Source organism: Bradyrhizobium sp. Crot121, assembly GCF_059512385.1.
Genome location: NZ_JCAMOR010000029.1, coordinates 1 through 19,467 on the forward strand (window position 1 = coordinate 1; position 19,467 = coordinate 19,467).

Below are 19,467 nucleotides of genomic sequence, written 5' to 3' on the forward strand. Positions count from 1 at the left end.
TCTCTTCTCAAGCCAGGAGTGCGCCAACTATCTCAAAAACTCAGGATATGTTTCTATATAAAAACATCATGCTCTAGGCAAGCTTCATGCAACTAAGTCGCAACTGCAATAAGCTGCGGAGCCTTGCTTGGGGCCAAGCACGGCTCGAGCGCGACCGACCGTAAGGCTCATAGGGATGGATGAAGACGAACCAGATGCCGGCGTGCTGGCCGGGTGTCTTGAACGACGGGCTAATTTAGTTCGTCTGCCGGCCGTTCCGCATTGTCGCCAGCACGATGTCGGCGGCGCGAACGCTTGGCGGCTGGTCGCCGGTCGACATGATCGCGTCCATCGTGGCGAAGGCCTCGATCTGGCTGCGGCGCAGCGCGGAATCCGCGAGCACCTCGCCGAGCGCCTGCGACAGCTTTTCGGGCGTCGCGTTCTCCTGCAGGAATTCCGGGATCACCTCCCGGCCGATCACGAGATTGGCCAGGATCACCGATGGCACGCGGATCGCGCGGCGCAGGATGAAGGCCTCGATGGCGCCGACGCGGTAGGCCGTCACCATCGGAACGCCTGACAGCGCCAGCTCCAGCGTCACGGTGCCGGATTTGGCGAACGCGGCATGTGCGATCCTGAACGCGGCGCGCTTCTCGCTCTCGCCGACCACGATCTGCGGCTTGACCTGCCAGCCCTGCACACCCTCGCGGATCACAGCTTCCAGATGCGGCATGGTCGGAAGGACCGGCTCGAACACAACGCCGCTTGCGCGCAATTGCGCCAGCGTTTCGCCGAACAGCGCGAGGTGATGCCTGATCTCGCTGCGCCGGCTCCCGGGCAGCACCAGCAGGACCGGCGGCTGCGCATCGCGCCGCTTTGCTTCCTCGTCGTTCGGCCGCAGCGAGGCAAACTGCTCGGTCAGGGGATGGCCGACATAGCTGCAGGGCGGCCCGCGCAGCTTGCGATATTCTTCCGGCTCGAACGGCAACAGCGCCAGCACGTGATCGACATAGCCGAGCATCGCGCGCGCCCTGCCCGGTCGCCAGGCCCAGACCGACGGCGACACATAGTCGACGATCGGAATGGTAGGATTGCGCGCCCGGACGCGACGGGCGACGCGATGGGTGAAGTCGGGGCTGTCGATGATGACCAGCACGTCCGGCGCCGCATCGATCACGGCATCCGTAGCGTGTCGGATCAATCGCAGGATTTTCGGCAACTGCTGCACAACAGCGGCAAGGCCGACAATCGAAAGTTCTTCGATCGGAAACAGCGACGTGAGGCCCTCGCGCGCCATCATGCGGCCGCCGACGCCGGCAAACTGCACGGCATCGCCGAGCCGCTGGCGCAGCACCTTCATCAGCGCCGCCCCGAGGCGATCGCCGGATTCCTCCGTCGCGATCAGGAAGATCTTGCGCGTGATGTCTGGGGCGCGGCCGTGCATCAGCTTGGCACACCGACGACGAACAGCCGTCTTGCGTCCGCAGCCTCGATCATCGCCTGCGGTTCGGCGGCAAGCGTATTGCCGGCAATGACGGCAATCCCGGCAAGGCCCGCTTTCGCGGCGCCCTCGACCGTGCGCGGCCCGACTGTCGGCAGATCGTAGCGCAGATCCTGGCTGCTCTTGGGCGCCTTCACCAGCACGCCGCGACCGCTCGGGGCACGGATGCGGCCGTCGGCACGCAGCCGCGCCACACGCGCCAGAAGCCCGTCGGTGCCCTCGATGTCCTCGACCGCGACCACATGCCCGTCGATCACAACCGCAGCCTGGCCGATGTCGAACGGACCGAGCGCGGCAAGCACCTCGCGCCCCCTTGCAATGTCGGCGCTGGCGTTGCCAGCCGGCGTCGTGCGCGTGATGCAACCTGCGGGCATCAGCAGATCCGGGGCGACATCCTTGATCCCGACCATGCGAAATCCATCCTGCTCGAGAATGCGGCCCACCCCCGATAGCAGATGATCGTCACCGCCTCGAAACGCGCGGATGACGTTTGCGAGAACACGGAGCGTCTTCAGATCCAGCCGGATTTCCGACAGCGCCGGCCGCATCAAGGTGCCGATGAAGATCAGGTCGCGGCAGCCCTCCTCGCGAAACAATCTGGTCGCCCGCCCGAGCTGGCCGACCGAAATCCAGCGGTGGCGGAAACCCTCGACACGGACCGGATCGCACGCACCGCGCAATGCGAACAGCACCGGCGCGATACCGCGTTTGGCAAGCGACTCCGCAACCGCAAACGGCATGGTGCCGCCGCCTGCGATGACGCCAACTGGAGAGGAAATCGCTGGAGCCGCTGACGTCATGGCTCGGGCGCCCCTCGCATCAGTGCTTGCCGTCGACAGCCGGAAGACAGAGCGGCCGCTTGCCTTTGCCGATGAAGGCGAGGATTTCGGCGATCGCCGGATCCTCGGCGGCCAGCGGCTGCACCGCGGCCAATCGCTCGGCGAAGACGCCCTCGCCATGGAATAGCTTCTGGTAGAAGGCGCGGACGGTCACCAGCCGCTCCCTGGTGAACTTGCGGCGCTTCATGCCGATGATGTTGAGACCTTCGAGCACGGCATACTGGCCGTTGGCGAGGCCGAACGGGATGATGTCGTCGCGCACGCCGCAGACGCCACCGACCATCACCTGTCGCCCGATCCGGGTGAACTGGTGCACGGCCGAAAGCCCGCCGATATAGACGAAGTCCCCGATCTCGCAGTGACCGCCAAGCGTGGCTGATGTCGCAAAGATCACATCATTGCCGACCATGCAGTCATGACCGACATGGCTGTTGTTCATGAAATAGCCGCGGTCGCCGACGCGCGTCAGCCCGCCGCCTTTCACCGTGCCGATGTTCATCGTCACACCTTCGCGGATGGTGCAGCCGGTGCCGATCTCAAGCCGCGTCGGCTCTCCGCGGTAGCTCAGATCCTGCGGCGGTCCGCCCAGCACCGCAAACGGCGAGATCACGCATTCCGCGCCGATCGACGTATGGCCGGAGACGGTCACATGCGCATCAAGCTTGCAGTTCGCGCCGATCGCGACGTTGGGGCCGATGATGCAATAGGGGCCGATCGAGGTGCTCTCGCCGATCACGGCGCCATCCGCAATCCGCGCGGTGGGATCGATCATGCTCATTACGACAGGCCCGCTACTGGTTGATGCGCAAGCGCGCTAAACAATCGAATTTTCCGGCTGTTAGCGCGACATTGCCCGGCATGTCCAGTGACGTATGATGACTGCATATTGCAGCGCGCGGTACACGGGACGAAGATTGAAGGCGCGCCGAGCCGATCAATCCGTCAGCATCGCGCCGACATCGGCTTCGGCGACGATCTGACCGTTGACCTTGGCGTCGCCGTGAAACCACCACATGGTCTTGCGGCGGCCGATCGAGCGCATGTGGTACTCGATGGTGTCGCCGGGCATCACGGGCTTACGGAATTTGCACTTGTCGATGGTGAGGAAGTAGACCGCGCGCGGCTTCTCGGTGCCCTCCACCGACTTGATGCCGATCACGCCGGCAGTCTGCGCCATGGCCTCGATCATCATCACGCCGGGATAGACGGGACGTTCGGGAAAATGCCCGAGGAACGATGGTTCGTTGTACGTGACGTTCTTGACCCCGATGCCGCTATAGTCGGCGCGGATGTTGATGACCCGGTCGATCAACAACATCGGATAGCGGTGCGGCAGCGTCTTGAGGATGTCGTTGATGTCCACAAGCTCGAACCTGACCGGTGACTCCTCCATCACTCCCTTTCCTCGCCTTTCGAATTCGGCGCACCGTCACGCACCAGGCGCTCCACCGCAAGGATCTCCCTAAACCACTGTTTGGTCGGTTTGGCAAAGTGACCGCCCCAGCGGCCGTTGGCTGGAATGTCGTCCTTCACGGCACTCATCGCGGTGACCTGGGCGCCGTCGCCGATCTTCAGATGGTTGTTGATGCCCACCTTGGCGCCCAGCGCGACATTGTCGCCAATGGTCAGGCTGCCCGCGAGCCCGATCTGGGCCGCCAACAAGCAGTGCCTGCCGATGGTCACATTGTGGCCGATCTGGACCTGGTTGTCGACTTTAGTACCCTCGCCGATCACGGAGTCACGCAGGCTACCGCGGTCGATGGTGGAACCGGCGCCGATCTCGACATTGTTCTGGATCAGGACCCGACCGGTCTGCGGCACCTTCAGATGGCCGTCGGGCCCGAAGAAGATGAAGCCGTAGCCGTCCTGGCCGATGTTGCAGCCGGGATGGATCAGCACGTTGTTGCCGATCAGCGTGTTCTGGATCGTCGTCTTGGCGCCGACATTGCAGTCGCGTCCGATCTTGACATCGGCCCCGATCACGGCGCCCGCCCCGACGACAGTCCCCGAACCGATCTCGACCCTGGCCCCGATCACGGCCAACGGGTCGACGATCACGCCGTCCTCCAGATGCGCCGTGGGGTCGATGATCGCCGACGGCGCGATGCCTTCGACACCGAACCACGAGCCCGGCCTGAGCGCGTCGCTGTGCCATTGCCGGGCCAGTTGCACGAAGGCGTGGAACGGCTTTGCGGCCCGCAACACGGCCACATGGGCAGGCACGTCCGCCTCGAAGCGCGGGCTGACCAGACAAGCGCCGGCCTTGGTTGCGGCGAGCTGGTCGACATATTTGAGATTGTCGAAAAACGTCAGATGCATCGGGCCAGCCTCGTCGAGCGAGGCAAGCCCCTTGATCACATGATCGCCCCTGGCGGGATCGACCAAATGCGCCTTCGTCAACGCGGCGATGTCAGCCAGCGTCGACGAAGGGGGACTCTTGAAGAAGATCGGCAGCGCCATTCCATCCGTCGCAGTGCGGCCGACGATCGCGGTTAGAACGATGTTCCGCCGCCAAACTTGAATTGCTGCACGCGATCGAACTGACCCTTGGTAAGTGGGACCGCGTAGTCGAACCGCAGCGGACCGAACGGCGATTGCCAGATCAGGCCGACACCGACCGAGGTGCGGACGACGTTACCATTATCGTACTGCAGTCCGAGGCAGGTTCCAGGATTGGACGGGACCACCCCATTGCCGACAGTTGGCGGAATGCAGCCCGGCACGTTGACCTCGCCCGTCTGCGCCCACGACGTCGGTCCCTTGTAGTCATAGAGACCACCGGCGTCAGCATAGATCGACCCCTTGAGCCCGACTTCCTTCGGCAGGAACCAGAACGGCATCTGCAATTCCGCCGACACGCCCCAGTACTTGGTGCCGCCGAGCGCGTCCATCGTGCCGAACGGGTTGATGTCGCGCGGACCAATGCCGTTCGGAGCAAAACCGCGGACCAGGTTCGGACCCATCTGGAAGTGGTCGAGCATCCGGATCTGATCGTTGCCGACCTGGTTGAGAATACCACCCTGGGCATGGATCAGGCCGACGATATCGGCGACCAGCGGGGTGTAGTACTTCACGTCGATCGCGGACTTGATGTAGCTGACGTCGCCACCGACGCCGGCGAAGTCCTGCTTGAAGTCGACCAGCAGGCCGTCCGTCGGGTTCTTGTTGTTGTCGAGCGTGTTGTAGTTGAGCGAGTAGCCGAGCGCCGACGTGAGCGTCTTGCCGCCCTGCAACTCCTTGCGGACCGGCAGCGAAGCTTCGCCGTCGCTGTAGCACCACAGGCCGAGTCCGGAGCTGTCGGTGGCGCTCTGGCCCCCAGCCGTCGCAGTGCCTCCCGCAGGAATTCCGTTCAATTGCGCGAAGGCCGGCGACGGGTTGAAGGCAAGCAGGCCGTTGTTGGGATTGTTGTTACAGTTCGCGAGCTGGTACGGCAGGCTGATCTTCTGCTGATAGATCGAGTAGCGGAGCTGCAACGCGAGGTCTTCACGCAGGCTGAAGCCTAGCCGCGGGCTGAAGCCGAGCGTTTCGGTACCGTACGAAATGTAGCTGTTTGCGAGTTGCTGGCGCTGGTACAGGTCGAGACCGAGCGCGACGCGATAGTCGAGCAAATACGGCTCGACGAACGACAGCGAGTAGCCGCGCGCATATTGTCCGTAGGTCACCGACGCCTTCGCAAACAGGCCTCGTCCCAGGAAGTTGCGTTCCGAGATACTGACTTCGGCGAGCGCACCGTCCGTGGTCGAATAGCCGCCCGAGACCGAGAAGTCGCCGGTCGACTTCTCCTCGAGATCGACGACCAGGACGACGCGGTCGCTGGACGAGCCCGGCTCGGTGGTGATCTTCACGCTCTTGAAGAAGTCGAGGTTCTTCAGCCGCCGCTCGGCGCGGTCGACCAGGGCGCGGTTGTAGGCGTCACCCTCGGAGAGATCGAACTCGCGGCGGATCACGTAGTCGCGGGTGCGGGTATTGCCGCGAATATTGATACGCTCGATATAGGTCCGCGGGCCCTCGTCCACGGCGAACACGATCGAGACCGTGTGATTCTCGAAATTGCGATCGCCGCGCGGCCGCACGACGGCGAAGGCGTAGCCGCGCCGCGAGGCTTCGATCTGCATTTCCTCAACCGATTTCTCCAGCGCCTCGGCGTTGTATAGAGAGCCGACGGAAACACGCGAGAACGAGCTCAGCGAGTTCGGATCCAGCGTCGCGATCGAAGACTGGTAGCTGACGGACGCCACCCGATACTGCTGTCCCTCCTCGATCTTGAAGGTGACGAGGAAGCCCTTCTTTTCGGGATCGTATTCGGTCAGCGCGGCCACCACCTGCACGTCGGCGAAGCCGTGCTTGAGGTAGAAACGGCGAATCAGGTCGCGGTCGGCCTCGACCCGATCGGGATCGTAGGTGTCGGCGCCGCCGAGGAAGCTCAGCAGGTTTGATTCGCGGGTCTTGATGACGTCGCGCAGGCGATAAGAGGAATAGTAATTGTTGCCGATGAACTCGATCGACCGGACACCGGTCTTCTGGCCTTCGGTGATGGTGAAGATCAGGTCGACGCGGTTGTTCGGCTGCTCGATGATCTCCGGGTTGACGCGCACGTCATAGCGGCCAGAACGGCGGTAGATTTCGACGATACGCTGGGCATCGGACTGCACCATCGGGCGCGAGAAGGTACCGCGCGGCTTCGACTGGATTTCAGCCGAAAGCTGGTCGTCCTTGATCTTCTTGTTGCCCTCAAAGGCGATGCGGCCGATCACGGGGTTTTCGACCACGGTGACGACGATCCGGCCGCCGGCGGGCGTGATTCGAACGTCCTGGAACAGGCCGGTCTCGATCAGCGCCTTCAGGCCATCGTCGATGTCAGCCTGGCTCAGGCGCCCGCCCGGACCCGGCTTGAAGTAGGAGCGGATGGTCTCGACCTCGACACGGCGGTTCCCCTCCACCGTGATCGATTCCACCGTCTGCGCAACGGCAGGCGCAGACACAAACATTGCCGCCAGCGAGGCAGCTACCGGCACAGCGAACATGATCAGAGCGGCAAGCAAGCCCCCCCGCACTCGCATTCCAACAATCATGCGCACCGCGCCCTTATCATTCCACGGCCGGCCCGTTCCCCAACGGACCGGCAGATTCCCAACCTTGCTGCACAGCTTGTAGCCAATTTTGTTACGTCGGCAACCGACTGACGGCTGTGCAATTCCATTTTCATTCCAAGACGTTGCCGTTAGGCAACGCCACAAAAAAGCCGTTTCACGATGCCGCGAGATGGAGAATGTCGTTGTAGGTCGCGAACACCATCAGCATTAGCACCAGAGCGAGGCCGATTCGGAACCCCATTTCCTGAGCGCGTTCAGACAACGGCCGGCCGCGGATCGCCTCGACCGCATAGAACAGAAGGTGACCGCCATCGAGCAGCGGTACCGGGAACAGGTTGAGAAGCCCGATCGAGATCGAGAGCACGGCGGCAAGGTGAATCAGAGCGGCAATGCCGATGCTGGCGACCTGGCCCGAGATTCGCGCGATCCCAAGCGGCCCGCCGACCTGGTTTGCCGCCTCGCGCCCGGTGAACACACCGCCGATATAGGACAGTGTCCGATCGACCACGAACCAGGTCTCCTTCACCCCGAGCCAGAGCGCGGTGGCGGGATCGACCCGCTCGGTCACTTGCTCGCCCGGAGCGGTGGCGCGGGTGATTCCCAGGATGCCCTGTCGGTGGGTGTTCCCGAAGGGATCCTTGATGTCGCGAAGCTCAGGCGTCGCCTGCAACTGGATCGTGGAACCGCTGCGTTTGACGGTGAAAGTCAGCTGATCGCCGCCGTGGATGCTGACGACCCGCTGCATGTCCGAGAAGCTGCCGATCGTAGTACCGTCGATCGCGGTGATGACGTCACCGACCTGGAAACCGGCGACCGCCGCGGCACTTCCCGGCTCGACCTTATCGACCTGCGCCGTGGTGCTCGGCTTGCCGAAGAAGGTGAACAGGCAGGTGAAGATCACGATCGCCAGGATGAAATTGGCAATCGGGCCGGCGGCGACGATCGCCGCGCGCGGCGCGACCTTTTTGTGATGGAAGCTGCCCTTCCGCTCCTCCGCCGTCATGCCCGAGAGGGTCTCGGTCGAGGGCGTGGAAGCTTCACTGTCATCGCCGAAGAATTTGACATAGCCGCCGAGCGGAATCGCGGAGAGCTTCCAGCGCGTGCCATGCCGGTCGTTGAAGCCGAACAGCTCCGGCCCGAAGCCGAGCGAGAAGGTCAACACCCTGACGCCGACCCAGCGGGCGACCAGGAAATGGCCGAGCTCGTGAAAGAAGACGACGATGGTCAGGACAAATAGGAAGGGAACCACATAACCGACGAGCCCGTGGCTCAACGTGTTGAAACCATGTACGAAAAACTCGGTCATTCAGTTCCCCTCAACCAGGGCAACAGGCCCGGTTCCAACCCTCTAAGATGCCTTTAAGGCAATTTGAGGCAATAGGGAGGCAGCCCTATTTCTCGCGTTATGGTCAACGGAAATCGCATCATCTGCCGATGTCAGAGGCGCCAGATTGCCGGACCTGATCCAGTCGTCCAGGGTCGCCTCCACCAGCCGCGCGATCGCGCCGAACTTGATCTTGCCGGCAATGAAGGCGGCAACCGCCACCTCATTGGCTGCATTATATACCGTGGTCGCGCCCCGACCGGTCCTTAACGATTCGTAAGCCAGCCGTAGCCCCGGGAACCGCTCGAAATCCGGCGCCTCGAAGGTCAACTGGCCGATCTTGGCCAGGTCGAGCTTGGCTGACGGCCCGACTATGCGATCGGGCCAACCGAGGCAATGCGCGATCGGAATCCGCATGTCGGGCGTCCCGAGCTGGGCGACCACCGAACGGTCCGAGAACTCCACCATGCCATGGATGATCGACTGCGGATGCACGAGCACGTCGATCTGATCCGGTGTCAGCGCGAACAGATAGGAGGCCTCGATCACCTCGAGCCCCTTGTTCATCATCGAGGCCGAGTCGATCGTGATCTTCTGGCCCATGCTCCAGTTCGGATGCTTCAGCGCCTGCTCGAGGGTGGCTTGCTCGATGTCGGCGGGAGCCCAGGTGCGAAACGGACCGCCGGAAGCGGTGATGATCACCCGCACCAGCTCCTCGCGATTGCCGGAGCTCAGCGCCTGAAACAGCGCGTTATGCTCGGAATCGGCCGGCAGGATGCAGGCGCCCCCCTTCAGCGCGCGCTGCATGAAAAAATCGCCGGCGCAGACCAGGCATTCCTTGTTGGCGAGCGCGACCGTCGCTCCGCGATCGACCGCCGCGAGCGCGGGCTTCAGGCCCGCTGCGCCACTGACCGCCGCCATCACCCAATCCGCCGGCCGTGCGGCCGCCTCGATGATCGCGCTGTCGCCGGCGCCGCATTCGATACGGGTGCCCGCCAGCGCATCCTTCAATTCGGACAACTTGCTCGGATCGGCCACGGCCGCAAAACGCACGTTGAATTCCCGGGCGAGCTTGGCCAGGGCCTGCGCATTGCCGTTGGCGGTCAGCGCCTCGACGCGGAAACGGTCGCGCGCACCGCGCAGCAAGTCCATGGTGCTGTCGCCGATCGAGCCGGTGGCGCCCAGCACGGTCACCGTGCGGACCGCGGAGGCCGCAGCCTTGTTGTTTCGCAATGGGACAGCACTCATTTTCTCACCAAACCATAAGACCGCGGCCGACGCCATCCGCGCCGCCCCGCAAGAAGCCAAAAATTGCGGCAACGGCAACCGCGGCGACGAAGCCGTCCAGCCGGTCCATCAGCCCGCCATGGCCGGGAATGAGATGGCTGGAATCCTTCACGCCGAACCGCCGCTTCACTGCGGACTCGAAGAGATCGCCGAACTGGGAAACCACCGAGAGCACCGCGCCCAAGACCAGCAGCGGCACAACCGCGCCGAGGCCGAACACCGCAAAACCCGCCGCGACGACGAGACTACCGACGAAGCTGCCGACCGCGCCCGCCCAGGTCTTCTTCGGGCTGACCCGTGGCCAGAGTTTTGGGCCCCCAATGCTGCGACCGGCGAAATAGCCGCCGATGTCGGTCGCCCAGACGACCAACAACACGAACAGCAGCGCCACAAAGCCTTCTTCCGGATCCTGCCGCAGCAGGACCGAGGCGACTTCCGCGACGGCGGCGTAACAAAATCCAGCGATCGTCCACCGACGTTGCTCGGATGAAATCACAGCGATCACGATCAGCCCGATCGCCAGCACCGATACCGCGGCGTCAAGCCGCCCTGCCCCGAGACAGAGCCCAGCGCCCGCCAGCGCAAGCGCACCGGCCATGGTCATGCGCAGCGTGTGTCCGGCGCCAATGACCATCAGCCATTCGACATAGAGGCCGATCGCGGCGAGCGTGACCAGAAGCGTCCAGAGAACACCGCCCGCATAGGCGATTGCAATCGCAACCGGCGCCAAGACCAGCGCCGCGATGATGCGCATCAAGAGATTGCGCGAGGACGGCTCGCTCCTTGCCGCGGGTGCGGCTTTATCTTGGGTCACGATGCGGTTTTCGCAGCCAGACCGCCGAAGCGGCGCTCGCGTCTGGCGTATTCGGCGATCGCACTTTCCAGCGCCGCCTTGTCGAAGTCCGGCCAATGGATCGGCACAAACACGAGCTCGCTATAGGCCGCCTGCCACATCAGGAAATTCGACAGCCGCTGTTCGCCGCTGGTGCGGATGATCAGATCGGGGTCGGGAATGTCGGGCGTGCCGAGATATTGCCCGAGTGTGTCGGCATCGATCGATGCGGGATCGCGCCTTCCTTCCGCCACCTCCCGCGCCAGCCGCCGCGCGGCGCCGGCGATCTCCTGGCGCGAGCCATAATTGAAGGCGACGACGAGATTGAGCTTGGTGTTTGCCCTGGTCAGCTCTTCTGCTTCGTTGAGCAGCGCGCAGATATCCGGATCGAGTCCCTCGCGCTCGCCGATGACGCGCACCCTCACCCCGTCCCGGTGCAACGTCGCCAGATCGTTGCGGATGAAGCGGCGCAACAGGCCGAAGAGATCGCCGATCTCGGTCGTCGGACGCGACCAGTTCTCCGACGAGAACGAGAAGATGGTGAGATAGAGGATGCCGAGTTCGTGCGAGGCCCGCACCACCCGGCGCAACGCCTCCACGCCGCGCCGATGTCCCTCCGCGCGCGGCAGGCCGCGTGCCGCCGCCCAGCGCCCGTTGCCGTCCATGATGATCGCCACATGCAACGGACTGCCGGTTCGATCCGGTCCGGCAGTTGCAGGTGCGGGGGCGTTCGACATTGGCGCTGTCCAAATCAAACGGTCAGGATTTCCTTTTCCTTGGCCGCCAGCAACTGATCGATCTCGGCGATCACGCCGTCGGTCGCCTTCTGCACCTCGGCGGCGAGCCGCTCCTGATCGTCCTCGGAGATCTCGTGATTCTTCTCGAGCTTCTTGACGACATCGAGCCCGTCGCGGCGGACATGGCGGACCGCCACCTTGGCCGCTTCCGCATATTTATGCGCGACCTTGACGAGTTCCTTGCGACGCTCGGCGTTGAGTTCGGGAATACGCAGCCGCAACACCTGGCCTTCGGTCGCGGGCGAGAGGCCGAGATTCGAATCGACGATCGCCTTCTCCACCGCCTTGACCATCGTCTTGTCCCAGACCTGCACCGAGAGCAGCCGCGGCTCGGGCACGCTGACGGTAGCGAGCTGGTTGAGCGGCATATGCGAGCCATAGGCCTCGACCTGGACCGGCTCCAGCATCGACGCCGCGGCACGGCCGGTACGCAGGCCGCCCAATTCGTGCTTGAGGGACTGGGTCGCACCTTGCATACGGCGCTTTACTTCGTTGATGTCAAAACCAGGCGTGGGCATGACGCTCTCCCTTCCTCTGCATCAGCGTCCGATCAGGTCGGATCGGATCACGATCTAATCACTTCGTTTGAGCATGATCTCTGCGGAAAACCGGTTTCCACTTTTCCGGATCATGCTCGAGAAACCAACCGCCTTGCCGCAACGCCCAAGCGTCAGCCGGCGACGACCGTACCGTGGCCCGTGCCGCGCAGGATGGCGCCGATCGAACCAGGCTCGGCGATCGAAAACACAATGATAGGCAGCGACGTCTCGCGGGCAAGCGCGAATGCGGTCGCGTCCATGACCTTGTAACCGCCGGCAATCGCCTGCGAATGCGTCAGGCGATCGAAACGTTTGGCCGACGGGTCCTTCTTGGGATCGGCGCTGTAGACGCCGTCGACATTGGTGGCCTTCAAGACCGCGTCCGCGCCGATCTCGGCCGCGCGCAGGACCGCGGTGGTATCGGTGGTGAAGAACGGATTGCCGGTTCCACCACCGAGCAGGATGATCTTGCCCTCGGCGAGGTATTTGTGCGCCGCACTGCGGGTGAACAATTCGGAGATTTCCGGCATCACGAAGGCTGACAGGGTGCGCGCCGGCGTGCCCTTGCGCTCGACCGCCGATTCCAGCGCGAGGCAGTTCATGACGGTCGCCAGCATGCCCATGGTGTCGCCGGTGGTGCGGGACACGCCATGGGACGACACCTGCACGCCGCGTACCATATTGCCGCCGCCGACCACGACCGCAATCTCAGTGCCGAGATGGCGCGCCGCGATCAGGTCGTCGGCGATGCGGTCGATGGTGGGCTGGTCGATGCCGAAGGATTGGCTGCCGGCGAGGTATTCGCCTGAAAGCTTGATCACCACGCGACGATAGACCGGCTCAGCCATGATGCTCCCTCATCCCGCGCAAGCAGGTTCCGGCACGATGGCGCCGGAACCGTTCGACCCACGCGGTTACTTCTTGCCGCTGGCCGCCGCGACTTCGGCTGCGAAATCGGATTCCTGCTTCTCGATTCCCTCACCAAGAGCATAGCGCACAAAACCGGCAATCTTCACCGGACCGCCGACCTTGCCCTCAGCTTCCTTGACCGCCTGCGCCACGGACTTTCCGCTATCGTGGATGAAAGCCTGCTCCAGCAGGCAGACTTCCTTGTAGAAGGTCTTCAGGCCGGACTCGACGATCTTCTCGATCACGTTCTCGGGCTTGCCCTGCTGACGGTACTTGTCGGCCAGCACATCTTTCTCGCGCCGGACGACGTCAGGATCGAGCCCGGCGGGATCGATCGCCTGCGGGTTGGCCGCGGCGACATGCATGGCCAGCTGGCGGCCGAGCAGGGCAAGCTCATCGGTCTTGCCGGCCGATTCCAGCGCCACGATCACGCCCATCTTGCCGGCGCCCTCGATGACTGCGTTGTGGACGTAGCTCGACACCACGCCCTTGCCGACCTCGAGCGAAGCCGCGCGGCGCAGCGTCATGTTCTCGCCGATGGTCGCAATCGCATCGTTGATCGCAGCCTCAACAGTGACGTCGCCGACCTTGGCCGCCTTGATCTTCTCGACGTCGGCGCCGACCTCGAGCGCGACCTGGGCGACCATCTTGACCAGGCCCTGGAATTGATCGTTGCGCGCGACGAAGTCGGTCTCGGAATTGACCTCGACGACGACGCCCTTGGTGCCCTGGGTCAGGGCGCCGATCAGGCCCTCGGCGGCAACGCGACCGGCCTTCTTGGCGGCCTTCGACAGGCCCTTCTTGCGCAGCCAGTCCTGCGCGGCCTGCATGTCGCCGGCGGCCTCGGTCAGCGCCGCCTTGCAATCCATCATTCCCGCGCCGGTCGACTCGCGCAGGTCCTTGACCATCGCTGCTGTGATCGTTGCCATCATTGAATTCCTTCTTGCCTGTGAAGCGCGGCGGCGCCCTTAGGGCGCCGCCGTCAGCGACAGGGAATGCCTTGATCTGGGAATTGAAGCGCTGGCCGGAAAGGTCCGGCCACGCGGCCGTTCAGGTTATTCCGCTTCCGCGGTAAGCGCCTTGGCCTGGGCGACCCAAGCGTCGGCACGGCTCGGCAGACCGACCTGTTCGCCGATCTTGTGGGCGGTGTCGTGATCGAGCTCGGCGAGCTGCCAGTAGTGGAAGACGCCGAGGTCATTGAGCTTCTTCTCGATGGTGCCCGACACACCGGTGAGCTTCTTGAGGTTGTCGGCAGTGCCACGCGGCCCCGGCAGACCCTGGAAGCCGGTCGTCGCCGACGGCGCCGGGAGTTCTTCCTGTTCCGGCTGGACGGAGGCGCCGATATCGATGCCGGCATCGCCCTGCGCGCGCGAGATGCCGTCGATCGCGGCCCGCGCGACCAGGTCGCAATAGAGCGAAATCGCCCGGCCGGCGTCGTCATTGCCCGGCACCACATAGGTGATGCCCTTCGGGTCCGAATTGGTGTCGACGATCGCGGCGACAGGGATGTTGAGCCGCTGCGCTTCCTGGATCGCGATGTCTTCCTTGTTGGTGTCGATCACAAAGATCATGTCGGGCAGGCCGCCCATGTCCTTGATGCCGCCGAGCGAACGGTCAAGCTTGTCGCGCTCGCGCTGCAGCGTCAGCCGTTCCTTCTTGGTGTAGGAATTGGCTTCGCCGGACGAGAGCACCTCGTCCAGATGGCGCAGCCGCTTGATCGAGGCCGAGATCGTCTTCCAGTTGGTCAGCGTGCCGCCGAGCCAGCGCGAATTGACGAAATACTGCGCCGAGCGCTTGGCCGCATCCGCGACCCCGTCCTGCGCCTGCCGCTTGGTGCCGACGAACAGGATACGGCCGCCCTTGGCGACGGTATCGCTGACCGCCTGCAACGCACGGTGCAGCATCGGCACGGTCTGGGCGAGATCGATGATATGGATGTTGTTGCGGGCGCCGAAAATGTACTCCGCCATTTTCGGGTTCCAGCGGTGGGCCTGGTGGCCAAAGTGCACGCCAGCTTCCAAAAGCTGACGCATGGTGAAATCGGGTACCGACATCGTTTTGATTCTCCGGTTGGTTCCTCCGGAAACGTGTGAGCAAGCGAGCCTTGTCGGCCCGGCTGCCACCGGACGGCCTTCTAGAGCCATGTTTCCGTGTGAGATGGCGCGCTGTATAGCGCGATTTCCGCCAGAAGCAAGGAAATATGGGCGGATTTGGGGGCGCCTGGCGGCTTTAGGCGATTGGCGACGATTCGCACGCCCATTTCCTCGACATCTCGGCGGCGACACCATTTCCCAATGGCAGCAATCACTTATCTCGGTTCAACAACCGAATCTGTGAAGAATGCAATCCGCCGCGCCGTCGGTGGCGTTGGATCCGCAATCCGGCGCTCACAGCGTTTCGACCATCTCGACGCCGGTCACCGCCTTGATTGCGCCGGCGATCTGCGGGGATACCTGGAAGCGGCCTTCGAGCTTGAATTCGACCTCGGTCTCCAGATCGAGCCGCAGCACCAGCGCGACATCGCCACCGGTGCCGTTGCCCGGCTGAAGCCGCTTGGCGATCGAGTCCAGCGGCTTGGTGTCGCGCAGGAAGATGCGCAGGCCCTTTTGCGTCTTGGCGGCTGCGGCATCGAGCGGCTCGGCATGCAGCACGCGGGCGCGGACGTCCTCGCCCTGCAGCTCGGCGCCGAGCTGCAGCAGCACGGCTGCGCCCGGCTCCAGCACGTCGCGGTATTGCGCCAATCCTTCGGAAAACAGCACCGCCTCGAAATGGCCGGTGGGATCAGACAGGCCCATGATGCCCATCTTGTTGCCGGTCTTGGTGCGCCGCTCCATGCGCGACACCACCGTTGCCGCGACCTTGCCGGCGGTCGCACCGGTTTTGACCGCGCGCGAGAACTCGGCCCAGGATTGCACGCGCAATCGCTTCAAAGCTGTGGCGTAGTCATCGAGCGGGTGACCCGAGAGGAAGAATCCGATGGCGTCGTATTCGCGTCGCAGCCGATCCGCCGGCAGCCACGGCTCGACCTGCGGCAGCACGATGCTCGGCGCGTCCGAAAGCCCGCCAAACATATCGTTCTGGCCCGATGTCGCGGCCTCATGGCTCCGCTGGCAGGCGGCGAGGATCGCATCGGCGCCGGCGAAGACGCGGGCCCGGTTCGGGTCGAGCGAATCGAAGGCGCCGGCGGCGGCGAGGCTTTCGATGATGCGCTTATTGATTGCGCGCGGGCTCACGCGCGCCGCGAAATCGGCCAGCGATGTGAAGGCCCCCTTGCGCCGCTCCTCCACGATCTGCTCGACCGCCTGCAGACCGACGCCTTTCAGCGCGGCCAATGCGTAGTAGATCGTCTTGTCGCCGACATCGAACGTTGCGCCGGAACGATTGACGTCGGGCGGCTCGACCTTGATCCCCAGCCGCTGTGCCTCGGCACGGAATTCGGAGAGCTTGTCCGTATTGTTGAGTTCGAGCGTCATCGACGCTGCCAGGAACTCCACGGGATAATGCGCCTTCATATAGGCGGTCTGATAGGAGACCAGCGCATAGGCCGCGGCGTGGCTCTTGTTGAAGCCGTAGTCGGCGAACTTGGCGAGCAGTTCGAAGATCGTCTCCGCCTGCCCTTTCGGCACGCCATTCTTGACCGCGCCGGCGACGAAGATCTCGCGCTGCTTCTCCATCTCGGCGCGAATCTTCTTGCCCATGGCGCGGCGCAACAGGTCGGCTTGGCCGAGCGTGTAGCCCGCCATCTGCTGCGCGATCTGCATCACCTGCTCCTGGTAGATGATGACGCCGAACGTCTCTTTCAGGATCGGCTCCAGGATCGGATGCAGATATTCCGGCTCTTCGTCGCCGTGCTTGCGCGCGCAATAGGTCGGGATGTTGGCCATCGGGCCGGGGCGATACAGCGCCACCAGCGCGATGATGTCCTCGAAACGGTCCGGCCGCATGTCGATCAGCGCGCGCCGCATGCCCTGGCTTTCAACCTGGAACACGCCGACCACATCGCCCCGCGCCAGCATCTGGTAACTTTCGGCATCGTCGATCGGCAGCGTCGCCAGATCGACATGCACATCGCGCTGCTTGAGCAGCCTCACGGCAACATCAAGCACCGTCAGCGTCTTCAGGCCGAGGAAGTCGAACTTCACAAGCCCCGCCGGCTCGACCCATTTCATGTTGAACTGGGTCACCGGCATGTCGGATTTGGGATCGCGGTAGAGCGGCACGAGCTCGCTCAAGGGGCGGTCGCCGATCACGATACCGGCGGCGTGGGTCGACGCGTGCCGCGTCAGACCTTCCAGGCGCTGCGCGATGTCGAAGGCGCGCGCGACCACCGGATCCTCGTCGCGGAAAGCCTGCAGCTTGGGTTCGCCCTCGATCGCCTGCGCCAGCGTCACGGGCGCGGCGGGATTTTGCGGCACCAGCTTGGTTAGCTTGTCGACCTGGCCATAGGGCATCTGCAGCACACGGCCGACGTCGCGCAGCACGCCGCGCGCCTGCAGCGTACCGAAGGTGATGATCTGCGCCACCTGGTCGCGGCCGTAGCGCTCCTGCACATAGGAGATCACCTCGCCGCGACGATCCTGGCAGAAGTCGATGTCGAAGTCCGGCATCGACACGCGTTCGGGATTGAGGAAGCGCTCGAACAGCAGCCCGAATCGGATCGGATCAAGATCGGTGATCGTCAGCGCCCAGGCAACCAGCGAGCCTGCGCCGGAGCCACGGCCCGGCCCGACCGGGATGTCGTGGGCCTTGGCCCATTTGATGAAGTCGGAGACGATCAGGAAGTAGCCCGCATAGTTCATGCGGTTGATGACGTCGATCTCGAAGGCGAGACGCTTCTGATAGTCCTCTTCCGTGATGCCCGGCGACAAGCCGTGGATCCGCAGACGCCTCGCGAGCCCCTCCTCGGCCTGGCGCATCAGCTCCGCCGCCTCCTCGCTTGCCGCATCGGAGGCCGATCCGGCGCCGACCGTGAAGCGCGGCAAGATCGGCTTGCGTGTCCTCGGCCGAAACGAGCAGCGCTCGGCGATCTCGACCGTCGACGCCAGGGCTTCCGGAATATCCGCAAACAGCACCGCCATCTCGGCGCGCGTCTTGAAGCGGTGGTCGGGCGTGAGCTGCTCGCGATCGGTCTCTGCGATCAGCCGGCCGCCGGCAATGCACAGCAGCGCATCGTGGGCCTCGTAGTCGTCGGTGCTCGCGAAATAGGGCTCGTTGGTCGCAACCAGCGGCAGCCCCTTCGTATAGGCAAGATCGATCAGGCCGGCCTCGGTGCGGCGCTCTTTGTCGATGCCGTGGCGCTGCAGCTCGATATAGAGGCGGTCGCCGAACAGGCTTGCCAGCCGGTCGCAACGCGTGGCGGCAAGGCTCGCTTGATCGGCCGCGAACGCAAGCGTGATCGGCCCGTCCGGACCGCCGGTCAGCGCGATCAGGTCCTCGGCATCGTCCGTCAGCCAGTCGAACTTGATATGCGGCAACTGGTGGACGGGCGTCTCCAGGAACGCCCGCGAGTTCAGCCGCATCAGGCTGCGATAGCCGCGTTCGCGCGCGGCGAGCAGCACGATTCGGGCCGGAGCGCCGGCCAGCACACTGCGCGAATTCGGATCGACGTCGCCGAAATCGATCGCGAGCTCACAGCCGACAATAGGCTGGATGCCATAGCCGGCCATCTTGTCGGAGAATTCCAGCGCCCCGAACATGTTGTCGGTGTCGGTCAGCGCCAGCGCCGGCTGGCGGTCCGCCTTGGCGAGCTCGCCGAGCTTGGCGATCTTGATCGAACCCTTCAGCAGCGAATAGGCCGAATGAACGTGAAGATGGACGAATCCGGCACTGGGCATGGGTGATTCGAACGGCCTTGGTTTGATGGAGGAACGCAACCGCCGGGCCTGGGCACATGGCCGCCGATCCCGACTCGCCATTCAATGGTGATGCGTCCGATCCCCGGAGTCCACGCCGAACGCGCCATCGTGATGCGGCGTCCCGCTTTTCCCCAAGGGATGGCAACCGATGGCGGCCGACGAAATCGATGCGCCCTCCTCCCACTCAGAACTGCGGAATCAACTGCGCCCAGACCGCGATCATTCCAATGAACAGCGTGATCGATGCCAGCGCCGCCGCCTCTTCGACGAAAATCTTCAACATCGGTCGTCTCCTTGATGAGAACATACGAGGAACATTGTTCCTTATTTGTTCATGGAGTCAAGGCCGAGCCGTCGGGCTGCCGCGGAGAATCGAACGCGAATGAAGCGGGTGGTTAATGCGCGGCCGCAACCGGCAAGGTCATCCGAACACTTTTTCCGGTTGGACCGTCAGCCTGTGAGCGACGTAGGGCTCCTCGCTGTAGCGCTCGAGGATTTCATTGCAGACGAGG

The 19,467-nt window shown here is 63.9% G+C and carries 15 protein-coding genes; all 15 read right to left on the reverse strand.

The genetic code is table 11. The features are described from left to right. Positions 1–235: 235 nt before the first annotated feature. Positions 236–1,423, reverse strand: coding sequence for a lipid-A-disaccharide synthase (gene lpxB / locus AC5ZGW_RS23945; protein ID WP_165435554.1), 1,188 nt, complete (start codon positions 1,421–1,423; stop codon positions 236–238). Then, positions 1,423–2,280 (reverse strand): LpxI family protein, encoded by an 858-nt coding sequence (locus tag AC5ZGW_RS23950; protein ID WP_130229734.1) that lies wholly within the window; start codon positions 2,278–2,280, stop codon positions 1,423–1,425. Before AC5ZGW_RS23950 ends, lpxB begins: the two co-directional genes overlap by 1 nt. A 19-nt stretch (positions 2,281–2,299) precedes the next feature. Further along, complete coding sequence (lpxA, locus tag AC5ZGW_RS23955; RefSeq protein WP_130229733.1) at positions 2,300–3,097, reverse strand: acyl-ACP--UDP-N-acetylglucosamine O-acyltransferase; 798 nt, start codon at positions 3,095–3,097, stop codon at positions 2,300–2,302. 156 nt (positions 3,098–3,253) lie between these two features. Beyond that, the gene (gene fabZ, locus AC5ZGW_RS23960; protein ID WP_028162751.1) at positions 3,254–3,712 is read right to left on the reverse strand and encodes a 3-hydroxyacyl-ACP dehydratase FabZ; all 459 of its coding nucleotides are present in this window, start codon (positions 3,710–3,712) and stop codon (positions 3,254–3,256) included. Further along, positions 3,712–4,779: a UDP-3-O-(3-hydroxymyristoyl)glucosamine N-acyltransferase gene (lpxD, locus tag AC5ZGW_RS23965; RefSeq protein WP_130229732.1), complete on the reverse strand. Its 1,068-nt coding sequence runs from the start codon at positions 4,777–4,779 to the stop codon at positions 3,712–3,714. The genes fabZ and lpxD overlap by 1 nt, the downstream gene beginning before the upstream one ends. A 32-nt stretch (positions 4,780–4,811) precedes the next feature. After that, on the reverse strand, positions 4,812–7,391 hold the full coding sequence (gene bamA, locus AC5ZGW_RS23970; RefSeq protein ID WP_130229731.1) for an outer membrane protein assembly factor BamA: 2,580 nt from the start codon (positions 7,389–7,391) through the stop codon (positions 4,812–4,814). 175 nt (positions 7,392–7,566) lie between these two features. Next, positions 7,567–8,718, reverse strand: coding sequence for an RIP metalloprotease RseP (gene rseP, locus AC5ZGW_RS23975; protein WP_130229730.1), 1,152 nt, complete (start codon positions 8,716–8,718; stop codon positions 7,567–7,569). Positions 8,719–8,760: 42 nt separating this feature from the next. Continuing rightward, positions 8,761–9,984 carry a 1-deoxy-D-xylulose-5-phosphate reductoisomerase gene (dxr, locus tag AC5ZGW_RS23980; protein WP_130229729.1) on the reverse strand — a complete coding sequence of 408 codons (1,224 nt, stop codon included), beginning with the start codon at positions 9,982–9,984 and terminating at the stop codon, positions 8,761–8,763. 4 nt (positions 9,985–9,988) lie between these two features. Next, positions 9,989–10,837, reverse strand: coding sequence for a phosphatidate cytidylyltransferase (locus tag AC5ZGW_RS23985; protein WP_130229728.1), 849 nt, complete (start codon positions 10,835–10,837; stop codon positions 9,989–9,991). After that, positions 10,834–11,592 carry an isoprenyl transferase gene (locus AC5ZGW_RS23990; RefSeq protein WP_130229727.1) on the reverse strand — a complete coding sequence of 253 codons (759 nt, stop codon included), beginning with the start codon at positions 11,590–11,592 and terminating at the stop codon, positions 10,834–10,836. Before AC5ZGW_RS23990 ends, AC5ZGW_RS23985 begins: the two co-directional genes overlap by 4 nt. 14 nt (positions 11,593–11,606) lie before the next feature. Continuing rightward, positions 11,607–12,170, reverse strand: a complete 564-nt coding sequence (gene frr / locus AC5ZGW_RS23995) for a ribosome recycling factor (RefSeq protein ID WP_130229726.1) — start codon at positions 12,168–12,170, stop codon at positions 11,607–11,609. 152 nt (positions 12,171–12,322) lie between these two features. Further along, a complete protein-coding gene (gene pyrH, locus AC5ZGW_RS24000; RefSeq protein WP_028162759.1) occupies positions 12,323–13,039 on the reverse strand; it encodes a UMP kinase in 717 nt (238 codons plus the stop codon). A gap of 66 nt (positions 13,040–13,105) precedes the next feature. Further along, positions 13,106–14,029 (reverse strand): translation elongation factor Ts, encoded by a 924-nt coding sequence (gene tsf, locus AC5ZGW_RS24005; RefSeq protein WP_130229725.1) that lies wholly within the window; start codon positions 14,027–14,029, stop codon positions 13,106–13,108. 126 nt (positions 14,030–14,155) lie between these two features. Then, positions 14,156–15,154, reverse strand: coding sequence for a 30S ribosomal protein S2 (locus AC5ZGW_RS24010; protein WP_130229724.1), 999 nt, complete (start codon positions 15,152–15,154; stop codon positions 14,156–14,158). A 333-nt stretch (positions 15,155–15,487) separates the two neighbouring features. Further along, a complete protein-coding gene (gene dnaE, locus AC5ZGW_RS24015; protein ID WP_463328388.1) occupies positions 15,488–18,934 on the reverse strand; it encodes a DNA polymerase III subunit alpha in 3,447 nt (1,148 codons plus the stop codon). Positions 18,935–19,467: the final 533 nt, after the last annotated feature.

What these genes read in the sequence shown, in the direction of transcription:
- lpxB (WP_165435554.1), bottom strand. Translation starts at nt 1,423, where the DNA reads ATGCACGGCCGCGCCCCAGACATCACGCGCAAGATCTTCCTGATCGCG.
- AC5ZGW_RS23950 (WP_130229734.1), bottom strand. Translation starts at nt 2,280, where the DNA reads ATGACGTCAGCGGCTCCAGCGATTTCCTCTCCAGTTGGCGTCATCGCA.
- lpxA (WP_130229733.1), bottom strand. Translation starts at nt 3,097, where the DNA reads ATGAGCATGATCGATCCCACCGCGCGGATTGCGGATGGCGCCGTGATC.
- fabZ (WP_028162751.1), bottom strand. Translation starts at nt 3,712, where the DNA reads ATGGAGGAGTCACCGGTCAGGTTCGAGCTTGTGGACATCAACGACATC.
- lpxD (WP_130229732.1), bottom strand. Translation starts at nt 4,779, where the DNA reads ATGGCGCTGCCGATCTTCTTCAAGAGTCCCCCTTCGTCGACGCTGGCT.
- bamA (WP_130229731.1), bottom strand. Translation starts at nt 7,391, where the DNA reads ATGATTGTTGGAATGCGAGTGCGGGGGGGCTTGCTTGCCGCTCTGATC.
- rseP (WP_130229730.1), bottom strand. Translation starts at nt 8,718, where the DNA reads ATGACCGAGTTTTTCGTACATGGTTTCAACACGTTGAGCCACGGGCTC.
- dxr (WP_130229729.1), bottom strand. Translation starts at nt 9,984, where the DNA reads ATGAGTGCTGTCCCATTGCGAAACAACAAGGCTGCGGCCTCCGCGGTC.
- AC5ZGW_RS23990 (WP_130229727.1), bottom strand. Translation starts at nt 11,592, where the DNA reads ATGTCGAACGCCCCCGCACCTGCAACTGCCGGACCGGATCGAACCGGC.
- frr (WP_130229726.1), bottom strand. Translation starts at nt 12,170, where the DNA reads ATGCCCACGCCTGGTTTTGACATCAACGAAGTAAAGCGCCGTATGCAA.
- pyrH (WP_028162759.1), bottom strand. Translation starts at nt 13,039, where the DNA reads ATGGCTGAGCCGGTCTATCGTCGCGTGGTGATCAAGCTTTCAGGCGAA.
- tsf (WP_130229725.1), bottom strand. Translation starts at nt 14,029, where the DNA reads ATGGCAACGATCACAGCAGCGATGGTCAAGGACCTGCGCGAGTCGACC.
- AC5ZGW_RS24010 (WP_130229724.1), bottom strand. Translation starts at nt 15,154, where the DNA reads ATGTCGGTACCCGATTTCACCATGCGTCAGCTTTTGGAAGCTGGCGTG.
- dnaE (WP_463328388.1), bottom strand. Translation starts at nt 18,934, where the DNA reads ATGCCCAGTGCCGGATTCGTCCATCTTCACGTTCATTCGGCCTATTCG.